The sequence below is a fragment of the Streptomyces sp. NPDC085931 genome (assembly GCF_044540565.1).
Taxonomy (GTDB): domain Bacteria; phylum Actinomycetota; class Actinomycetes; order Streptomycetales; family Streptomycetaceae; genus Streptomyces.
Genome location: NZ_JBITSK010000018.1, coordinates 1 through 16,958, shown reverse-complemented (window position 1 = coordinate 16,958; position 16,958 = coordinate 1). Strand labels below are relative to the sequence as shown.

Genomic DNA, 16,958 nt, shown 5'->3' with positions numbered 1-16,958 from the left:
GGGCGGGGCGCGGCGCCGCCTGCTCTCACACCGTGGCCCGCTCCTTCGCCGTGGCCCGACCGGTCGCGGGCGCGTCCAGATGGACCACCACCGACGTGTAGAAGCGGTGCACGGCGTCGTCGACGCTGCGGATGAAGCCGGACTCCGCGCTGCCTCGGCCGCTGCCCATGCCCTTGAACAGGGACAGGCGGAAGCCGGTGATGCGCGTGGTGCCGTCCTTCGGGAGCAGATCGGCCGGTTCCGGGCGCAGCCGCTCCAGCGTGCCCCGCGGGCCGCCCGTCCCGCCCTCCACCAGCGTCTCGACGTGCAGATCCGCCGGAGCGTCCGCGAGCCGGCGGATCAGACGCTTGGCCCAGGTCAGCGGATAGCCCTGGTCCGGAGCCGGGATCTCCACCGACGTGCGCAGCTTGGCGGTGCGCAGGTCAGCGGTGACGCCGAGCAGGCCGGGCGCCCCCTCGACCCGCAGCTCCGCCTGCAGCCTGCCCTCCTCGCACAGCCGGTCCGCCAGGCGGGCGCGGCGGGCCCCGGGGTCGGTGCCGCGCCTGGTGCGCTGGGCGGGCAGCACCTTCTGCCCGAGTTCGCCGCCGAGCCGCAGGCACACCTGCCGGATGAGCCGCTCCCAGCTCTCGACGACCTCCAGGGCCCGCGGGTCCCCCACGCAGAGGGTCTCGTCGCCGATGCCGTTGCGCACCGGCACCCAGGCCGCGCCCATGTTCTGGAAGCCGTGGCAGCCGGAGTTGTCGTGCTGGAGGTAGTGGAGCAGATCCTGCAGGAGCCAGGTGCGCGCCGCGTTGCCGACGCCCTCGTGGCGGATCAGCATCTGCGCCTGGTGGGCCACTTCGGCCCAGGACAGGTGCCAGAGGGCCACCTGGTGCTTGCGCCGCCGGTCGATCTTGACGTCGACGAGCGGGCTGCCCTCCAGCGCCACGTCGTTCGACAGGGTGATCACGGCCTCGTAGCCCCGCCGGGCGGCGATGTCCATGTAGGCCTGCACCTGGTCGGACTTCAGCGCGTTGCCGTTGGTCTTGGTCTCGACGAGCGCCGTCCACAGCTTCCCGGCGCGCTCGACGCGGATGACCCCGTCGGGGCGCCGGGGTGTGTCCCCGTGCGGCAGGGAGACCTCGGTGAAGGTCTCCATCCGGCCGGACGGGGCGCCGAACGGGGCGGTGATGCGCCGGCCGAACCGGGGCACCTGGGCCATCACCGACAGCAGCACCGAGGTGGCGCGCATCTCCCGGTCCCGGTCGCTCTTGAGCGTCGAGACCGGAAAGAGCCGGGCCTGCCGCCAGGAGTCGTTCTCCGCCAGGCTCTTCACGGGCGCCCTGGGCGGTGTGACCTTCTGCTTCGCGGTCCGCGGCCGGGCCGTCCGCTTGCGCGGCGCGGCCTCCTCGTCGGCCGGCGGACGCGGTGCCGGGACGGCCTCCAGCGTCGTCCGCGGCGGGGCGCCGGGCGCGGGGACGGCGGCGGGTTCCTCCGGCGCGGCCGGCGTCGCGGATTCCGCCTCGTCGTCCTCGATGTCGACGCCGAAGTCCGTCGCCAGTCCCGCCAGGCCGCTCTCATAGCCCTGTCCGACCGCCCGGAACTTCCATTCCTCGCCCCGCCGGTACAGCTCACCGAAGATGATGGCGCTCACCTGGCCGGGGTCCTCGATGACGAACCGCAGGAGGTTCTCGCCCACCGCGTCGGCCAGGGTCACGCGCACGTCGTGCAGTTCGCCGAAGCGCGCGCCCTCGTAGCGGCTGGCGGCCACGACGATCCGCTCGACCTCGGCCGGGACCGCGGTCAGGTCGAAGCTGATCCGGTCCTCGCTGCCGTCGCCGGCCGGCTCCTTGCCGAGCAGCTGCACGCTGCCGTCGGCGGCCACCGGGTTGTTGTAGAAGTAGAAGTCGGCGTCGCTGCGCACCTTGCCGGTGCCGTCCAGCAGCAGGACCGACACGTCGGCGTCGCCCTCCCCGGTCGGGCTGGACCAGCCCAGGCTCACGATCGCGGAGCCGACGTGCTCGCTCAGGGCCGACAGGGACACGTTCGATCCCATGGTCATGTCACGCACAGAGAAATCCCCCCACCTCTGCGACACCTGTGACGTGTCGCACATCGGCACTTTAATGTGCACGCAACGTGCTCGTGGGGTGCTCGACGGTTTCCGCCCGCTGCGGGCCTGCCCATTGCCCGGGCAAACCTCTATGGCTAGCCTGTGTTCGTCATGCCGATCGCCTGTTGAAATCTCGAACGCGGGCGCTGAGAACACATTAGGGAGGGGGCCGGTCGTGGGACGACTCGTACCAGCCGTGACCCGGGCTCTCGACATTCTCGAGCTCTTTCTCGACGGGGACGGGACGCTCTCCGCCCCCGACATCGTGCGCCGGCTGCAGCTGCCGCGCACCACCGTGCACGAGCTGGTGACCACGCTCGCCGCCCGGAAGTACATCGTCCCGGTGCCCGGCCAGCCGGGACGCTACCGGCTCGGCGTGCGCCCGTACCAGCTCGGCGCCCGCTACGCCGAGCAGCTCGACCTGGCCGCCGAGGGGCAGCAGGTCGCCCGGTCCGTCGCCGAGACCTGCGACGAGACCGTGCACGTGGCGATCCTGGAGGACACGGACGTCATCTACATCGCCAAGGTCGACTCCACGCACGCCGTGCGGATGGTGTCCGCCGCCGGCCGCCGGCTCCCCGCGCACTGCACCTCCGTCGGCAAGATGCTGCTGGCCTCCCTCCCCGAGCACGAGCTCGCCGCGCGGATCCCCGACGGCGCCGAGCTGGTCGCGATGACCCCCAACAGCATCACCGACCCGGCCGCCCTGCGCGAGGCCCTGGCCGAGATCCGTGAGCGGGGCCTGGCCGTGGAGAGCCGCGAGTCCAACCCGGACGTCTCCTGCGTGGCCGCGCCGGTGCGCGACCGCACCGGGCAGGTCGTCGCCGCCCTGTCGATCTCCGTGCCCATGATCCGCTGGAGCGAGGAGCGCCGGGCCGAACTGGAGCAGCTCGCCGCGAAGGGCGCCGCCGAGCTGTCCGAGCACCTCGGGCACCGGAGCGTGGCATGACGACGCCGTACGAGGTCGCCGTGCGCGCCGAGGCCGAGCTGGGCGAGGGCCCCACCTGGGACGCGGCGGCCGGCCGGCTGCTGTGGATCGACATCCTCGGCTCGCGCCTGCACACCTACGACCCGGCCACCGGGCGGCGGACCGTCCGCCGCACGGAACAGCACATCGGCGCCGTCAAGCCGCGCGCCGGCGGCGGCCTGGTGCTGAACCTGCGCGACGGGATCGGGCTCCTCGACCCCGACGGCGGCTTCCGCTGGCTGCACCGCGAGCCCGTGCCGGGCCGGCGCGCCAACGACGCCGCGGTCGCCCCCGACGGCGCGCTGTGGGCCGGCACCATGCGCTACGACGAGGCGCCGGGCGGCGGCACGCTGTCCCGCGTCACCGGCGAGGGCGCCGTGGAGGTCGTGCTCGACGACGTCACGGTCTCCAACGGCACCGGCTGGAGCCCCGACGGGCGGCTCATGTACTACATCGACACCCCCACCCGGCGCATCGACGTCTTCGACCACGCCGACGGGCGGGTGTCCGGGCGGCGCGCCCTCGCCGAGATCGAGGAGGGCGCCGGCTTCCCCGACGGGCTGACCGTGGACGCCGACGGGTGCGTGTGGGTGGCCCTGTGGGAGGGCGCGGCGGTACGGCGGTACACGCCGCAGGGCCGGCTGGACCGGGTGATCGAGCTGCCGGTGCCGCTGGTGACGGCCTGCGCGTTCGGCGGGTCCGGCCTGACCGACCTCTACCTCACCACGGCCCGCACCGGACTGGCCGAGCCGCCGGCCCTGGCGGGTTCCCTGTTCGTGGTGCCCGGGGCGGGCAGGGGAGTGGCACAGCCCGCGTTCGCCGGCTGACGAAAGGCTGGGCACGGGCCGGACCGGTACCGCCCGTCGTCAGCCTCTCGTCCGGTCCAGCCGCCGCAGCACCGCCCGCTCGTCCTGCGTCAGCGGTGCCCCCACCGCCGCCGGCAGCGGCGGCCCGCTCAGTGTCGCCAGCACCGTGGAGGGCCGCAGCAGCCGGGTCGGTCCCGTCGTCATGCTCATCACGTCCCAGAGCGCCGACGCCGCCGTGTAGGAGCCGGTCGCCGTGCGGATCATGCGGCGGGTGTAGGCCGTGACCAGACGGTCGGCCACCCCGGGGGAGCCCCCGCGCGTCCCGGGGTACCAGACGTCCTGGCTCACCGCCATGGTCCACGCGGCCTGGACGGGCCGCGCCGCCCGCCGCTGCACACGCCGGGCCAGCCCGGGCGTGTCGAGGCCGGACCGCCGCAGCTCGCGGCCGAGTTCCCGGGCGCCCAGCGCGGCCACCGACATGCCCTGCCCGTAGGCGGGGTTGAACGTGGCCAGCGCGTCACCGAGGACGACGAGGCGCTCGGGCCAGGAGCGCGTCTTCTCCAGGTACCGCCGGTGGTTGCTGGTGCTGCGGCTGACGTGGACGTCGGTGAGGGGCTGCGCGCCGGAGATCAGCCGGCCCACGATCGGGTCGGGCAGCTCCAGGGTGTACCGCAGGAACGCGTCCGGGTCGGACGGCGGTTCGCCACCGCCGCGGGTGCCGGCGAGGCTGACCATCCAGCGGTCGCCCTCGATCGGCAGCACCATGCCGCTGCGGCCGGGCCGCCCCTGGTACGGATCGGCCTGCACCATCGTCAAGGGGAAACGATCCGCCCCCTCGGGCGTGCGGTAGAGACGGGTGGCGTTGACCAGGCCGGCGTCCACCGTCTTCTCGCGCACGTCGTGGACGCCCAGCCCCGCCAGCCAGGTCACGATCCGCGAGCCGCGGCCGCTCGCGTCCACGACGAAGTCGGCGGCGAGCCGCTCCTCCCCGGCGGCGGTCGACAGAAGGACCCCGGTCACCCGCTGCCGCGACCCGGTCAGCTCCAGCACCCGGGCCTTGCGGATCACCACCCCCGTGCTGTCCAGCACGGCGCCGCGCACCGCCCAGTCGAGCAGGGCCCGGGTGCAGGTCAGCATCCGGGGCCCGGGGTGGCGCCAGCGCCGGAACCAGCCCTCGGGCGTGAGGGCGATCATGCCCGAGCCGAGCGGTATCTCGTGCGCGCCGGCGGCGAGCAGGTGCTTGCGCATGCTCACGCCCGGCACCAGGTCCTCCATCGGGGCCAGTCCGCCGGCCATGAGCAGATGCGCGTGACGTCCCTGCGGCAGGCCCTTGCGGTGCTCCGGCCCCTCGGGCAGATCGTCGCGGTCGAGCACGACCACCTCGTCCGCGACGGCGGACAGGGCCGCCGCGGCCAGCATGCCGGCCAGCCCCGCACCGATGACGACAGCTCTACGCGACATGCGACTCCTCGCACTCAGCCATGACGGCTCCTTCGCCCTGCGGGCATTTCCCCGGCGTCCGGCCACGGCGTGCAGCGCACAACACCGTCCGCCGGCACCGGTCTTCGAGCCGTGCGGGCCTCGTCCCGGACGGCTCTCACCGTACCTTCACGCACCGTACGCGCGGCCCCCGCGTGCGGGCCCCGATGTGCGGACCCCGCACGGGCCTCCGGCCGGACGCGCGCCGCGCGGCCGCCGCGACGGCCCGGGAGGGGTCAGCCGGTGAGCGACCTGCCCTCCAGGTGGTCACGCGCCAGGGCGCGGACGGCGCGGAGGTCCTCCGTGCGGCGCAGCGCCCGGGAGACGGCGCCGATCTCGCGCAGCAGCTCGGTGGTGTCGCGGGCGCCGGTGCCGTCGTCGTCCCCCGACCGGTCCCGGGTCTCGGCCGCGTCCAGGATCGCCGCGGTGGCGGCGAGCACCTTCGCCCGGTCGGGCGGGTGGCCGAGCGCGAGGGCGGCGTCGTGGAACCGTTCGCGCCGGTCCTCGTCGATGTGGCGGGCGAGCGGCAGCAGCACGTCGCGGATGAACGTCTCCCGGCGGACCAGCCGCAGCTCCGGCGTGGCGCGCAGCAGGAACGGCACCCCCTCGCCGTGGACGGTCCGCATCAGCAGGTACAGCGGCCGCAGTTCGCGGTGGGCGAGCCGGACGTGCCAGCGGCCGTGCAGGTACTGCCCGGCGTGCGGGAGGATGAAGCCGATCGCGATGAGTACGGCGGACAGGCAGGCCAGCGGCGGGGCGACGGCCGTGCTCAGCCAGTCCACGTTCCGCCCGGACCAACGGGCCACCACGGCACTGATCTTGGCGGCGTCGAAGAGCAACTGCGCCGCGTAGCCGACGCCGAGGAACTTCAGCCCCCAGCGCAGCAGCGAGTCCAGCCCGTCCGTGCGGACCCAGTTCCAGATCAGCCCGTTGGTGACCAGCGCGGCCGCGGTGTGCGCGAGCAGGTAGAGCACGATCACTTCACGCATGTACGGCGTGTTCGCGTAGTACGTGTCGAGATCCCGCAGCCGCTCCTCGGGCACGTCCGCGAGCGCGAACAGCACCCACATCGCGACGATGACACCCGAGTAGACCGCCACCACCCCGCGCATCGCGCGCCGGGTGCGCGCCGAGCGGTCGGACAGGCCGTTGCGCCAGGCGATGATCAGCAGCAGACAGAAGGCGCAGAACGCGGTGAGCAGCGAATAGACCCAGGGCCCGGAGAAGTTGGCCACTCCGGTGAGCCGGTTGACCCGGGCGATCGTCGACGGCGCCACGAAGACGAACACCGCGCAGGCGAGCAGCAGCAGCCCGCCCACCGCGCGCAGCATCGGGTCCTGCCAGAGCCGGATGATGCTCGGCAGCTTGATGGCCAGGGCGGCGGCCAGGACCCCCGCGGGGATCCACCAGAAGTTCGGATAGAACTGGTTGACGAACTCCACCGGGGTCAGCGCCACCGGGCTCACGGCGCCGCACCTCCTCGCGGCCCCCGGTAGTACAGCGACCGCTGCACGGGTTCCAGGGGCGCGTCGGGCCCGCGCCCGCCCGGCAGCAGCGCCCGGCATCCGGCCGCCAGCCGGTGCCCGAAGGCGTCGGCGTCGGCCTCGTCCCGCTCCCGGGAGCCGTTGCGGGCGGCCACCGCCAGCGCGATGTCGTCCCACCCGGGCCGGTCGGCGAACGCGTGGGCCGCCGCCGCACCCGCCCCGTGGTGGTGCCCGTGCCCGGCGTGCAGATGCCACAGCTCATGTCCGAGGATGACCAACTGCTGGACCGCCTCGGCCCGTTCCTCCACGATGACCAGGTCGAAGTCCTGGAACTCCACCCACAGGCCGGTCACTTCGATCTCGTCGGGGAAGCGCTCGAAACGCAGCTCCACGGGCCGTCCGTCGCGCCGCGCGCTCATCTCCTCGCACAGCGCCCGGCACAACGACCGTACGTCCGCGGGCGCCTGGGGTCTCGCGCGGACCGCGGCGGTGAGGTCGGCGGCCAGGCCGCGCATGGCCGCGCCACGGCGCGAACGCCCGAGCGCGGCGCTGACTCGGGCGGCCATCGTCCGCGCGCCCGCGATGTCCATCGCTCCCCCTTCTCACCACCGGCCGGCGGCTTCGGCGGCCCGTCCGAGACTACGCGCCCGAAAGTGTGCGCGTCATGCGATCCGGCGTCCGATGTGCAGCGGAGAACGACCGTTCCTGCTCACGCAGTCGCGTCCAATGTGTGACGGGACCATTGACGCGCGGGCGCCGCGAACTTACGGTCCCGTTCGAAGTAGCGAGCAGCTTTCGAAATACCGAACGGACCGTGGACATCGATCGTGAGGGCAGGGCATGGGACGACCTGACCTGAAGCGCAGGCAGCTACTCGGCGGGCTCGGCGGACTCCTCGTCGCGGGCAGCTTCGGCTTCGCCGCGCTCGGCACCGGAGCCGACGCGCTCGCCTCCGACGCGCACACCCGCGTGCGGTACTGGAACCTCTTCAGCGGCGGCGACGGCGCCAACATGATCGCCATGCTGGACGCCTTCCGCCGCGCCAACCCCGACATCGCGGTGAAGGACTCCACCCTCCAGTGGGGCAACCCCTTCTACACCAAGCTCGCCATGGCCGCCGCGGGCAACCGCGCCCCCGAACTCGGCGTCATGCACCTGGGGCGAGTGCCCGGCTTCGCGCCCGGCCGCCTCCTCGACCCCTGGGACACCGGCCTGCTCGCCAAGTACGGCGTGCGGGAAGCGGACTTCAACCCCGCCCTGTGGAAACGCGCCGTCGTCGACGGGCGGCTCTACGCCCTCCCGCTCGACATCCACGTCCAGCTCTGCTTCTACCGCAGGGACGTGCTGAAGAAGGCGGGCCTGCTCGGCGCCGACGGCCGGATGGTGCCGGTCACCTCCACCGACGAGTGGTTCGACGTCCTCCAGGAGGCCCGGAAGGCCACCGCGAAGGGCCTGCAGACCATCGGCTTCTGGCACAACGACCAGAACTTCCAGTGGTGGTTCTTCGTCGCCTTCTACACCCAGCTCGGCGGCACCTGGTTCGACGCCACCCGCACCGAGGTCACCTTCGACACCGGCAAGGCCGTCCAGGTCCTGGAGTTCCTGCGCCGGCACATCACCGACGGATACGCCGACCCGGGCTTCGGGGGCGGCGCGGGCGCCGAGCAGTTCCTCAACGGCTCACCCTTCGTCTGGGAGGGCAACTGGTCCGTGCCGGTCTTCTCCGGCGCGAAGCTCGACTACGGCGCGACCCCGCTGCCGCCCGTCTTCGGCCGCCCGGCCACCCACGCCGAGTCCCACGCCTTCGTCCTGCCGCACCGGTCCGGCCGCGGCGGCGCCCCGAACGAGGCCGCCCACCGGCTCGCCGCCTACGTCGTCCGGCACGCCCGGCAGTGGGCGGCCGGCGGGCACATCCCCGCGTACACCCCCACCCTGTCCACGCCCGCCTACCGGGCGCTGAACCCGCAGAGCGAGTACGTCTCCGCCATGGACCACCAGGCCAGCGAACCCAAGGTGTGGTTCGCGGGCTCCACCGGCATTCTCGCCCAGCGCGTCGGCCCGGTGGTGGTCTCCGCCACGACCGGCCCCGCCTCCCCGGAGACCGCCGCCCGCCGCATGAGGAGCGCGCTCACCGAACTCCTCGCCACCGCAAACCCCATGGACGGCAGGACCGCAGCGCAGGGAGGTGCGGCCGCGTGACGGCGACCAGCGCCCAGACCCTCGCCGCACCCGCCCGCGCGCGCACCGCCGCCGCGGGCGCCGCCCTCCGCCGCAAACAGGGCTTCCAGCACGGCGGCTGGTTCGTCGCCCCCTTCCTGGCCCTGTTCGCCCTGTTCGTGATCTGGCCGCTCCTGCGGGGCGTCTACCTCAGCTTCACCGACGCCAACATCACGGGCGAGGGCGCGGACTTCGTCGGCCTGGACAACTACCGCGAGGCCCTGCGGGACCCCCTGATGTGGGACTCCCTCGGCCACAGCGCCTCCTTCACGGCGATGGTGGTGCCCTGCATCACCGTCCTGGCCTTCCTCCTGGCGATGCTCGCCCACCACATCGAGCGCGGGAAGTGGCTGTGGCGGCTGTGCTTCTTCGCCCCGTTCCTGCTGCCGTCCACCGTCGCGGGCAACCTGTGGCAGTGGCTGTTCAACCCCGGCACCGGCATGGTCAACCACGTCCTCGGCCTGGAGACCCCGTGGCTGACCGACAAGTCGTACGCGATGCTCGCCCTCGTCGTGATGACCCTGTGGTGGACCGTCGGCTTCAGCTTCCTGCTCTACCTCGCCGCCCTCCAGGGCATCCCCGGCCACCTCTACGAAGCGGCCAGGCTGGACGGCGCGAACGCCTGGCACCGCGCGGTCCACATCACCCTGCCGATGCTGCGCAACATCACCGGCCTCGTCGTCGCCCTGCAGATCCTCGCCTCGCTCCAGGTCTTCGACCAGGCCGTGGTGATGCAGGACTTCGGCCCCGGCCCCGAGGAGTCGACCCGGACCTTCGTCCAGTTCACCCTCGAAGAGGGCTTCACCAGCTACCGCGTGGGCTACGCCTCCGCGATCTCCGTCGTCTTCTTCGTGATCATCGCGGCCGTCGCCCTCGCCCGGATGTGGCTGCTGCGCAACCGTGAGGAGAGCGCCCGATGACCACCAAGGCGTGGAGCCCCGCCCAGATCGTCCTGACCCTCCTCGCGACGGCCGTCTCGATCGTCTTCCTGGCCCCCTTCGCCTGGGCCCTGTTCACCTCCCTCAAGTCGGAGACCGAGGCCGTCGAGGTGCCCCCGCACTGGCTGCCCGAGGACGTCACGGGCCAGGCCTGGCAGGCCCTGTTCGAGTCCGGCACCCTCACCGCCTGGTTCGTGAACTCCGTGGTCGTGTCGGTCTGCGTGACGGCGGTGGTGCTCCTGGTCAGCGCCCTGGCCGGATACGGCTTCGCCCGCACCGAGTTCCGCGGCAGGAGCGCCCTGCTGGGCCTGGTCATGGCGGGCCTGATGATCTCGCCCGCGGTGCTCGGCGTCCCGCTGTTCACGACCGTCCAGCAGCTGGGGATGGTCGACACCTACTGGGGCATGATCCTGCCGCAGTGCGCGCCCGCCGCGATGGTCTACATCCTGTACAAGTTCTTCCAGGGCGTCCCGCGCGAACTGGAGGAGGCCGCCTTCCTCGACGGCGCGGGCCGCTGGCGGGTCTTCTTCACCATCGTCCTGCCGCTCTCGCGCCCCTCCCTGGCCGCGGTCGGCATCTTCACCTTCATCGCGTCGTGGAACAACTTCCTCTGGCCGTACATGGTGACCAACAACCCCGACCTGATGACCATGCCGAACGGCATCGCGACCGTCATGAACTCCTACGGCATCCAGTGGGCCCAGCTGATGGCCGGCGGCCTGATGGCGGGCCTGCCCCTGATCATCGTCTTCGTCTTCTTCCAGCGCCAGATCGTGGCGGGCGTGGCCCACACCGGCTTGGCCGGGCAGTAGACGGCGCCCCGACAGGGGCGCGGGGAACTGCGCGACCAGCCACGAACCACCCGCAGACAGGACCGAACCCCGAAAGGCAAGCATGCACAAGGCCCGCTTCACCCTCGACCCCGCCTTCACCGTCGGCGAAGTGAACCCCCGCCTCTTCGGCAGCTTCGTCGAACACCTCGGCCGCTGCGTCTACACCGGCGTCTTCGAACCCGGCCACCCCACCGCCGACGACCGGGGCCTGCGCCAGGACGTCCTCGCCCTCGTCCGCGAACTCGGCGTCACCGCCGTCCGCTACCCCGGCGGCAACTTCGTCTCCGGCTACAGGTGGGAGGACTCCGTCGGCCCCGCCGAGGACCGCCCCCGCCGCCTCGACCTGGCCTGGCACTCCACCGAGACCAACCGCTTCGGCCTGTCCGAGTACATCGCCTTCCTACGCGGGATCGGCCCCCAGGCCGAGCCGATGATGGCCGTCAACCTCGGCACCCGCGGCGTCGCCGAGGCCCTGGAACTCCAGGAGTACGCCAACCACCCCGGGGGCACCGCCCTGTCCGACCTGCGCGTGGCCCACGGCGACAAGGACCCCTTCGGCATCCGGCTGTGGTGCCTGGGCAACGAGATGGACGGCCCCTGGCAGACCGGCCACAAGACGGCCGGGGAGTACGGCCGCCTCGCCGCCGAGACGGCCCGGGCCATGCGCCAGCAGGACCCCGGCGTCGAACTCGTCGCCTGCGGCTCCTCCAGCCAGTCCATGCCGACCTTCGCCGCGTGGGAGGCGACGGTCCTTCAGGAGACCTACGACCTCGTCGACTACATCTCCCTGCACGCCTACTACTGGCCCGAGGACGGCGACCTCGACTCCTTCCTCGCCTCCGCCGTCGACATGGAGTCGTTCATCGACAACGTCGTCGCCACCGCCGACCACGTGGGCGCGAAACTCAAGTCGAAGAAGAAGATCAACCTCTCCTTCGACGAGTGGAACGTCTGGTACCTGCCCGAGTGGGAGGCCCGCGCCAAGACCTTCGAGCAGCACGACTGGCCCGAGGCGCCACGCCTGCTGGAGGACAACTACAGCGTCACCGACGCCGTCGTCTTCGGCTCGCTCCTCATCGCCCTGCTCCGGCACGCCGACCGGGTCACCGTCGCCTGCCTCGCCCAGCTCGTCAACGTCATCGCGCCGATCATGACCGAGCCGGGCGGCCCGGCCTGGCGGCAGACGACGTTCTTCCCGTTCGCGCAGGCCGCCCGGTACGGCCGGGGCCGGGTCCTCGACGTCCGTGTGGACTCGCCCACGTACCGGACGCGCAAGTACGGCGAGACCGACCTGCTGCACGCCACCGCCGTGCGCGGCGAGGACGGCACGGTCACCGTCTTCGCCGTCAACCGCGGCCGCACCGAGGCGCTGCCCCTGGAGGTCGCGCTGAACGGGCTGGACCTGTCGTCGGTCGTCGAGCACAGCGCCCTCGCGGACGCCGACCCCGACGCCCGCAACACCCTCGACGACCCCGAGCGGGTCACCCCGCACACCGTCGACGGCACGACCCTCCAGGACGGCACGCTGACCACCGTCCTGGAGCCGCTGTCCTGGAACGTGATCCGGCTGGCGTGACGACGCCCGGTTCACACCGGCTTGACGGGCACCCCTCCGGCCGCGGCACCGAGCAGGGCCAGCCGCACGGTCCCCGGCCCGGAGGGTGTGGTCCCGTCGGACAGCACGGCCAGCGCCAGTGTGTTGGCACCCCGTGTGCGCAGGATCCCGTTCGGCAGCACGAACGTGTGCTGCGGGCCCACGTCGTTGATGTACTGGCCGAGGTTCCAGCCGTTGAGGAAGATCTGCGCGCGGTAGGCCCGGCCCGGGTCGTCGTCCAGGACGAGGCCGACCGAGGCGTCCACGCCCGGGTCGACGTCCAGCCGGAAGTCCGTGCGGTACCAGGTGACGCCCTGGCGCCGCTCGGCCCGCGGCAGCCCGGTCCTCTTCCAGTCCCGGTCGTCGTGCTCCGGCAGGTGCCAGCCCTCGCGCTCGCCGTACAGCCCGCCATTGTTCATGGGCCCGCGCACCGGGTCGGGCGCGGCGGCGCCCTGGATCCGCCAGGTCACCTCCGGTGCGGCGCCCTCGAAGGTGACGGCGGTCAGTCCGCGCGCGGCCTTGTGCGTGTCGCGGGCCCCGCCGTCCAGGTCGTGCTGCATCGGCCGCACGAGCACGGACAGCACGTGCCGCGTGCCCGGCTCCTCCTCCCGCAGCCGCTCGCGCAGTTCCTCCGGCACGCCGAAGGTGGCCGTGGCCGTCCACGTCCCCTGCCGGGCCCGGCTCCCCTCCGGCACGGGCATGCGGTGGGTGCCCAGCGGCTCCCCGTCCAGCCAGGCCATCAGCAGGCCCTGGGTGCCCGTGCGGTAGGCGAGGGACACCGACTCGACGCCGCCCGCGCCCTTCCACGTGCCCCGGTACCAGACGTCGCCGTAGTGGAAGCCGTAGTCGTCGGCGAAGAGGACGGGCTGCCCGTCGGGCACCGGCGTGATGCTGAACGTCGTCGTCCGGTCGGCCGTCGTCCACTCCGCGTCGTCGAAGTCCGGCTCCGCTTCCGGGTTCTCGGTCCGCCGCCGCCAGCGGTCCAGGGCGGGCAGGGCCGGCCGGGTCACCCCGGGCAGCGGCCGCAGCGCCAGCAGGCTGCCGGAGGCGCTGATCCGCGTGGGCACCGCGCGCCCGTTCCACGTGACGTGGGCGATCCCGTGCGGCCCCCACACCTCCAGGCCGGTCGCGCCGATGGTGTCGCCGGTGAGGTGGACCGTGGAGCCGCGCAGCTCGGCCGAGCGCAGCAGGGCCGGGCCGTAGACGAGGAGCGGGCCGGACGGCGTCTCCCGGGGCCACAGGCGCAGGGCGGTGGCGTCGTCGGCGAACAGCACCAGCATCGGCGTGTCCACGCCGTCGCCCTCGACCCGCACCCGGCTCAGCCCGCCCGCGCCGAGCGGGGCGGTGATGTGCAGCTTGCCGAGGTTGTACGCCCAGGCCGGCTCGGCGTCCAGCCGCATCGGCGTCGGCTCGTCCGCGCATTCCAGCACGACCTGCGCCATCTCCCCGCGCCGCCCGGTGAACACGGCGATGTCCTGCCGCCCGGCGGTCAGGCTCAGCATCGGCTGCACCGTGGAGTGCACCAGCGTCCGCCGCCCGAGCCGCAGCCCGGCCGCGAGCAGCTTGGCGTCCCGGGCCCCGACGGTGACCGGCACGTCGATCCCGGCGCCCGGCAGCGTCGTGGACACCTCCTCGCCGGTGTCGTTGCGCAGGACGTACACGTGGGCGCCGGTGTCGGGGTTGGCCAGGTGGTACACCCGGATCCGCTCGTCGGTGGCGCGCATCCGCTTCGCCGGGTTCAGCTTGGCGAGGTCGGGCACGTGGCGCAGCAACTGCCCGATCTGGTGGATCGGGGCGAGCTTCGGGGTGGCGTTGCGGGCCTCGTCGATCGCGGCCCCGTAGTCGTACGACGTGTAGACGACCGGCGCGGGCAGCCAGCCCCAGGAGGTGCCGCCGAAGGCCATGTGGACGTTGTGCAGCGTGACGCCGTCGGCGAGGCCGGTCAGGTGGAAGCGCCGCTCGTGGGCCGCGTCCCGGGTCCGGCGCGCCTCGGCGTAGCCCTTGCCGCCGAACGGGGACCCGCCCCACGGGTCGGACCGGCCGTCGCCGGACTCGGCCAGGAAGCCGGGCGTGCGCGGACCGGCCGTGGCTCCGCCCTTCGCCCCGCCGGGCCCCTCGTCGTCGTGGAACAGCGGCACGTCGATGCCGTCGGCGCGGACCTTCTCGTACAGGTACGCCCGGTAGGCGCGCCCGGCGGGCTCGCCCGCGTGCGCGTCGTACGCGTTCTCCAGCTGGTAGAGCAGCACCGTGCCCGTGCCGCGGGTGAACAGGCGTTTGGCGACGACGGCGTTGACGGCGGTCAGCCACTCGTCGGCGTAGCGCAGATACGTCGGGTCGGAGGTGCGGGCCGTGCCGTCGGTGGCGGTCAGCCAGCCGGGGAAGCCGCCGGCGTCGACGTCGGCGCCGATGTACGGGCCGGGCCGCACGATGACGTACAGCCCCGTCTCGGCGGCCGTGCGCAGGAACAGGTCCAGGTCGCGCACGCCGGTGAAGTCGTAGCGGCCGGGCGCGGGGGAGTGGTGGTTCCAGGCGACGCACACGCTGACGGCGTTGTGGCCGTGGGCGCGCATCTTCTCCAGCACGTCCCGCCACAGCGACGGGCTCGGCAGCCGGAAGGGGTGCATCTCGCCCGACCACAGGACCAGGCGGCGGCCGTCGATCAGCAGGGAGTACCGGTCGAAGCCGATCTCGTGCCGCCGGCCGTCCGCGCGCGGCACCGGGGGCGGCGGGCCCGTCGGCGCGGTCCGGGCCGGGTTGGCGGAGGTCGGCGACCCGCTGCCGGTCAGCGCGAAGCCGAGCGCCGCCGTGCCGGCGAGAGCGTGGAAGGTACGCCTGCTGAGCTCCAAGGGAGCGCCTCCTGTTGTGCCATGCCATGCGTGGTGCGTGTGCTCAATGTCTACAGGGTGACCGCGACAATGGTCCTATGAGGATCTCGGCACGTGCGGACTACGCGGTGAGAGCGGTCGTGGAACTGGCCGTCCGGCAGGGCCAGGGGCCGGTCAAGGCGGAGGCCGTCGCCACCGCGCAGGACATTCCCCACAAGTTCCTGGAGGGGATCCTCGGCGATCTGCGGCGCGGCGGTGTCGTCGACAGCCGCCGCGGCGGGGGCGGCGGGTACCGGCTGGCCCGGGAGGCGGACCGGATCACCGTGGCGGACGTGATCCGAGCCGTCGACGGCCCGATCGTCTCCGTGCGGGGCGAGCGGCCGACCGGCCTCGCCTACACCGGCACCGCCGAGCCGCTGCTGCCGCTGTGGATCGCGCTGCGGGCCAATGTGCGCCGGATCCTGGAGGGCGTGACGATCGCCGACCTCGCGGCCGGGGCGCTGCCCGAGCCGGTGGAGCGGCTCGCGGCGGAACCGGCGGCCTGGGAGAACCCGTGACGGGCCGCGCCCGCGGCTGGGCGGGCGGCGGGGGACGGGTCCGTGGGTGATCCTCATCGCGTCCTCGGGAGCCTCGGTCGACGCACTGGTAACGCACCCTATGCGCCCGGCGGCACGGGCGCGGCCACGGGGCCGGGCCGGGCGCGGGACGTCCCCCGCCCCACCTCGGCCGATGGGCGACCGATGTGAAATCCCGTGCTGTGAATGGCCGGAGAGCGCCCTGGCCGCCCCCGGTGGTCCTGCGTACGATGCGACCGCTCCCGGCCTTCACAGCTCCTCCATCGCACGGACACAGGCCGGGCGCACATGCGCTGTCGTCTTGACATGCCCATGTCTAATCTGGATCCACCCCCCACGAACGGATGGGAGAACCATGGCCGGTGGCCTGCTCCTGAGCGGTGCGATCGCCGCGCTGCTCACCAGCGCACTTCCCGCGCAATCCCCGTCCTCCGGGTTCGTCGACCCGCCCCCGGACAAGATCGTCATCAAGGTCGCCACGGTGAACGGCTCCGGCTGTCCCCAGGGCACGGCCGCGGTCGCCGTCTCCGAGGACAACACGGCCTTCACGGTGACCTACAGCGACTACCTCGCCCAGGCGGGCGGGAACTCCGACCCCACCGCGTTCCGCAAGAACTGCCAGCTCAGCCTGATCGTGCACGTCCCCCAGGGCTTCACGTACGCCATCGCCAGCGCCGACTACCGGGGCTTCGCCTCGCTCCAGCGCGGAGCGAGCGCCACCCAGCGGGCCTCGTACTACTTCCAGGGCTCCCCGAGCACGGCGCACCGGAGCCACCCCTTCAGCGGCCCGTACAACGACAACTGGCAGGCCACCGACGAGACGGACTGGGCCCAGCTCGTCTACGCGCCCTGCGGCGTGCAGCGCAACTTCAACATCAACACCGAGATCCGGGTCAACGCCGGTACGCAGGCGGCCGACAAGGTCAGCTTCATGACGATGGACTCGACGGACGGGGACATCAGCACGGTGTACCACATGGCGTGGAAGGAGTGCCCGGGCCGGTAGGAGACCGGGGGCCGGAGCAGGAGCCGGCCCCCGGCGAGGCCGGCCGTCTAGGTCGTGTCCGTAAAGTCCCGTCGTCCGCCCGGAGGGCGGGCCCTGCGGCGTCTGGTGCGTGCTCTCGGCGCGCCGGGCGGAGTCCCGCGTA

Annotated in this window: 13 protein-coding genes; 8 read left to right on the top strand and 5 right to left on the bottom strand. The window is 73.0% G+C overall.

What is annotated here, in order from left to right; genetic code table 11:
• Positions 1-25 precede the first annotated feature (25 nt).
• Positions 26-2,041 carry a TerD family protein gene (locus ACIGAN_RS30635; RefSeq protein WP_399862430.1) on the bottom strand — a complete coding sequence of 672 codons (2,016 nt, stop codon included), beginning with the start codon at positions 2,039-2,041 and terminating at the stop codon, positions 26-28.
• A gap of 226 nt (positions 2,042-2,267) precedes the next feature.
• Here ACIGAN_RS30635 and ACIGAN_RS30630 point away from each other — a divergent pair, with 226 nt between their 5' ends.
• Together ACIGAN_RS30630 and ACIGAN_RS30625 are read left to right on the top strand one after the other, a co-directional pair.
• Positions 2,268-3,041 carry an IclR family transcriptional regulator gene (locus ACIGAN_RS30630; protein ID WP_351353297.1) on the top strand — a complete coding sequence of 258 codons (774 nt, stop codon included), beginning with the start codon at positions 2,268-2,270 and terminating at the stop codon, positions 3,039-3,041.
• On the top strand, positions 3,038-3,886 hold the full coding sequence (locus ACIGAN_RS30625; protein ID WP_399862428.1) for an SMP-30/gluconolactonase/LRE family protein: 849 nt from the start codon (positions 3,038-3,040) through the stop codon (positions 3,884-3,886). Before ACIGAN_RS30630 ends, ACIGAN_RS30625 begins: the two co-directional genes overlap by 4 nt.
• 39 nt (positions 3,887-3,925) lie before the next feature.
• On the opposite strand, the gene ACIGAN_RS30620 is transcribed toward ACIGAN_RS30625, so the two are convergent.
• From ACIGAN_RS30620 to ACIGAN_RS30610, 3 genes are all read right to left on the bottom strand, one after another.
• Entirely contained in the window at positions 3,926-5,326 is a 1,401-nt protein-coding gene (locus ACIGAN_RS30620) for an NAD(P)/FAD-dependent oxidoreductase (RefSeq protein ID WP_399862426.1), read from the bottom strand.
• A gap of 254 nt (positions 5,327-5,580) precedes the next feature.
• On the bottom strand, positions 5,581-6,810 hold the full coding sequence (locus tag ACIGAN_RS30615; RefSeq protein ID WP_399862424.1) for an MAB_1171c family putative transporter: 1,230 nt from the start codon (positions 6,808-6,810) through the stop codon (positions 5,581-5,583).
• Positions 6,807-7,418, bottom strand: a complete 612-nt coding sequence (locus tag ACIGAN_RS30610) for a toxin-antitoxin system, toxin component family protein (RefSeq protein ID WP_365736661.1) — start codon at positions 7,416-7,418, stop codon at positions 6,807-6,809. The genes ACIGAN_RS30615 and ACIGAN_RS30610 overlap by 4 nt, the downstream gene beginning before the upstream one ends.
• A 250-nt stretch (positions 7,419-7,668) precedes the next feature.
• Between ACIGAN_RS30610 and ACIGAN_RS30605 the strand changes: the two genes are divergently transcribed.
• The 4 genes from ACIGAN_RS30605 to ACIGAN_RS30590 all read left to right on the top strand — a co-directional run bounded on the left by ACIGAN_RS30605 (position 7,669) and on the right by ACIGAN_RS30590 (position 12,392).
• On the top strand, positions 7,669-9,027 hold the full coding sequence (locus tag ACIGAN_RS30605) for an extracellular solute-binding protein (protein WP_399862422.1): 1,359 nt from the start codon (positions 7,669-7,671) through the stop codon (positions 9,025-9,027).
• The gene (locus tag ACIGAN_RS30600; protein ID WP_399862420.1) at positions 9,024-9,965 is read left to right on the top strand and encodes a carbohydrate ABC transporter permease; all 942 of its coding nucleotides are present in this window, start codon (positions 9,024-9,026) and stop codon (positions 9,963-9,965) included. The genes ACIGAN_RS30605 and ACIGAN_RS30600 overlap by 4 nt, the downstream gene beginning before the upstream one ends.
• Complete coding sequence (locus ACIGAN_RS30595) at positions 9,962-10,795, top strand: carbohydrate ABC transporter permease (RefSeq protein WP_365098905.1); 834 nt, start codon at positions 9,962-9,964, stop codon at positions 10,793-10,795. Before ACIGAN_RS30600 ends, ACIGAN_RS30595 begins: the two co-directional genes overlap by 4 nt.
• 82 nt (positions 10,796-10,877) lie before the next feature.
• The gene (locus ACIGAN_RS30590; protein WP_399862418.1) at positions 10,878-12,392 is read left to right on the top strand and encodes an arabinosylfuranosidase ArfA; all 1,515 of its coding nucleotides are present in this window, start codon (positions 10,878-10,880) and stop codon (positions 12,390-12,392) included.
• An 11-nt stretch (positions 12,393-12,403) separates the two neighbouring features.
• On the opposite strand, the gene ACIGAN_RS30585 is transcribed toward ACIGAN_RS30590, so the two are convergent.
• Complete coding sequence (locus ACIGAN_RS30585; RefSeq protein ID WP_399862416.1) at positions 12,404-15,256, bottom strand: glycoside hydrolase family 35 protein; 2,853 nt, start codon at positions 15,254-15,256, stop codon at positions 12,404-12,406.
• Positions 15,257-15,333: 77 nt separating this feature from the next.
• On the opposite strand from ACIGAN_RS30585, the gene ACIGAN_RS30580 reads away from it, so the two are divergent.
• The gene (locus tag ACIGAN_RS30580) at positions 15,334-15,792 is read left to right on the top strand and encodes an RrF2 family transcriptional regulator (protein ID WP_309093498.1); all 459 of its coding nucleotides are present in this window, start codon (positions 15,334-15,336) and stop codon (positions 15,790-15,792) included.
• A 373-nt stretch (positions 15,793-16,165) separates the two neighbouring features.
• Positions 16,166-16,816, top strand: a complete 651-nt coding sequence (locus ACIGAN_RS30575; RefSeq protein WP_309093499.1) for a DUF4360 domain-containing protein — start codon at positions 16,166-16,168, stop codon at positions 16,814-16,816.
• Positions 16,817-16,958: the final 142 nt, after the last annotated feature.

Excerpts from the sequence above, each read along its gene's own strand:
- ACIGAN_RS30635 (WP_399862430.1), bottom strand. The coding sequence starts at position 2,041 with ATGACCATGGGATCGAACGTGTCCCTGTCGGCCCTGAGCGAGCACGTC.
- ACIGAN_RS30595 (WP_365098905.1), top strand. The coding sequence starts at position 9,962 with ATGACCACCAAGGCGTGGAGCCCCGCCCAGATCGTCCTGACCCTCCTC.
- ACIGAN_RS30620 (WP_399862426.1), bottom strand. The coding sequence starts at position 5,326 with ATGTCGCGTAGAGCTGTCGTCATCGGTGCGGGGCTGGCCGGCATGCTG.
- ACIGAN_RS30590 (WP_399862418.1), top strand. The coding sequence starts at position 10,878 with ATGCACAAGGCCCGCTTCACCCTCGACCCCGCCTTCACCGTCGGCGAA.
- ACIGAN_RS30610 (WP_365736661.1), bottom strand. The coding sequence starts at position 7,418 with ATGGACATCGCGGGCGCGCGGACGATGGCCGCCCGAGTCAGCGCCGCG.
- ACIGAN_RS30580 (WP_309093498.1), top strand. The coding sequence starts at position 15,334 with ATGAGGATCTCGGCACGTGCGGACTACGCGGTGAGAGCGGTCGTGGAA.
- ACIGAN_RS30605 (WP_399862422.1), top strand. The coding sequence starts at position 7,669 with ATGGGACGACCTGACCTGAAGCGCAGGCAGCTACTCGGCGGGCTCGGC.
- ACIGAN_RS30575 (WP_309093499.1), top strand. The coding sequence starts at position 16,166 with ATGGCCGGTGGCCTGCTCCTGAGCGGTGCGATCGCCGCGCTGCTCACC.
- ACIGAN_RS30625 (WP_399862428.1), top strand. The coding sequence starts at position 3,038 with ATGACGACGCCGTACGAGGTCGCCGTGCGCGCCGAGGCCGAGCTGGGC.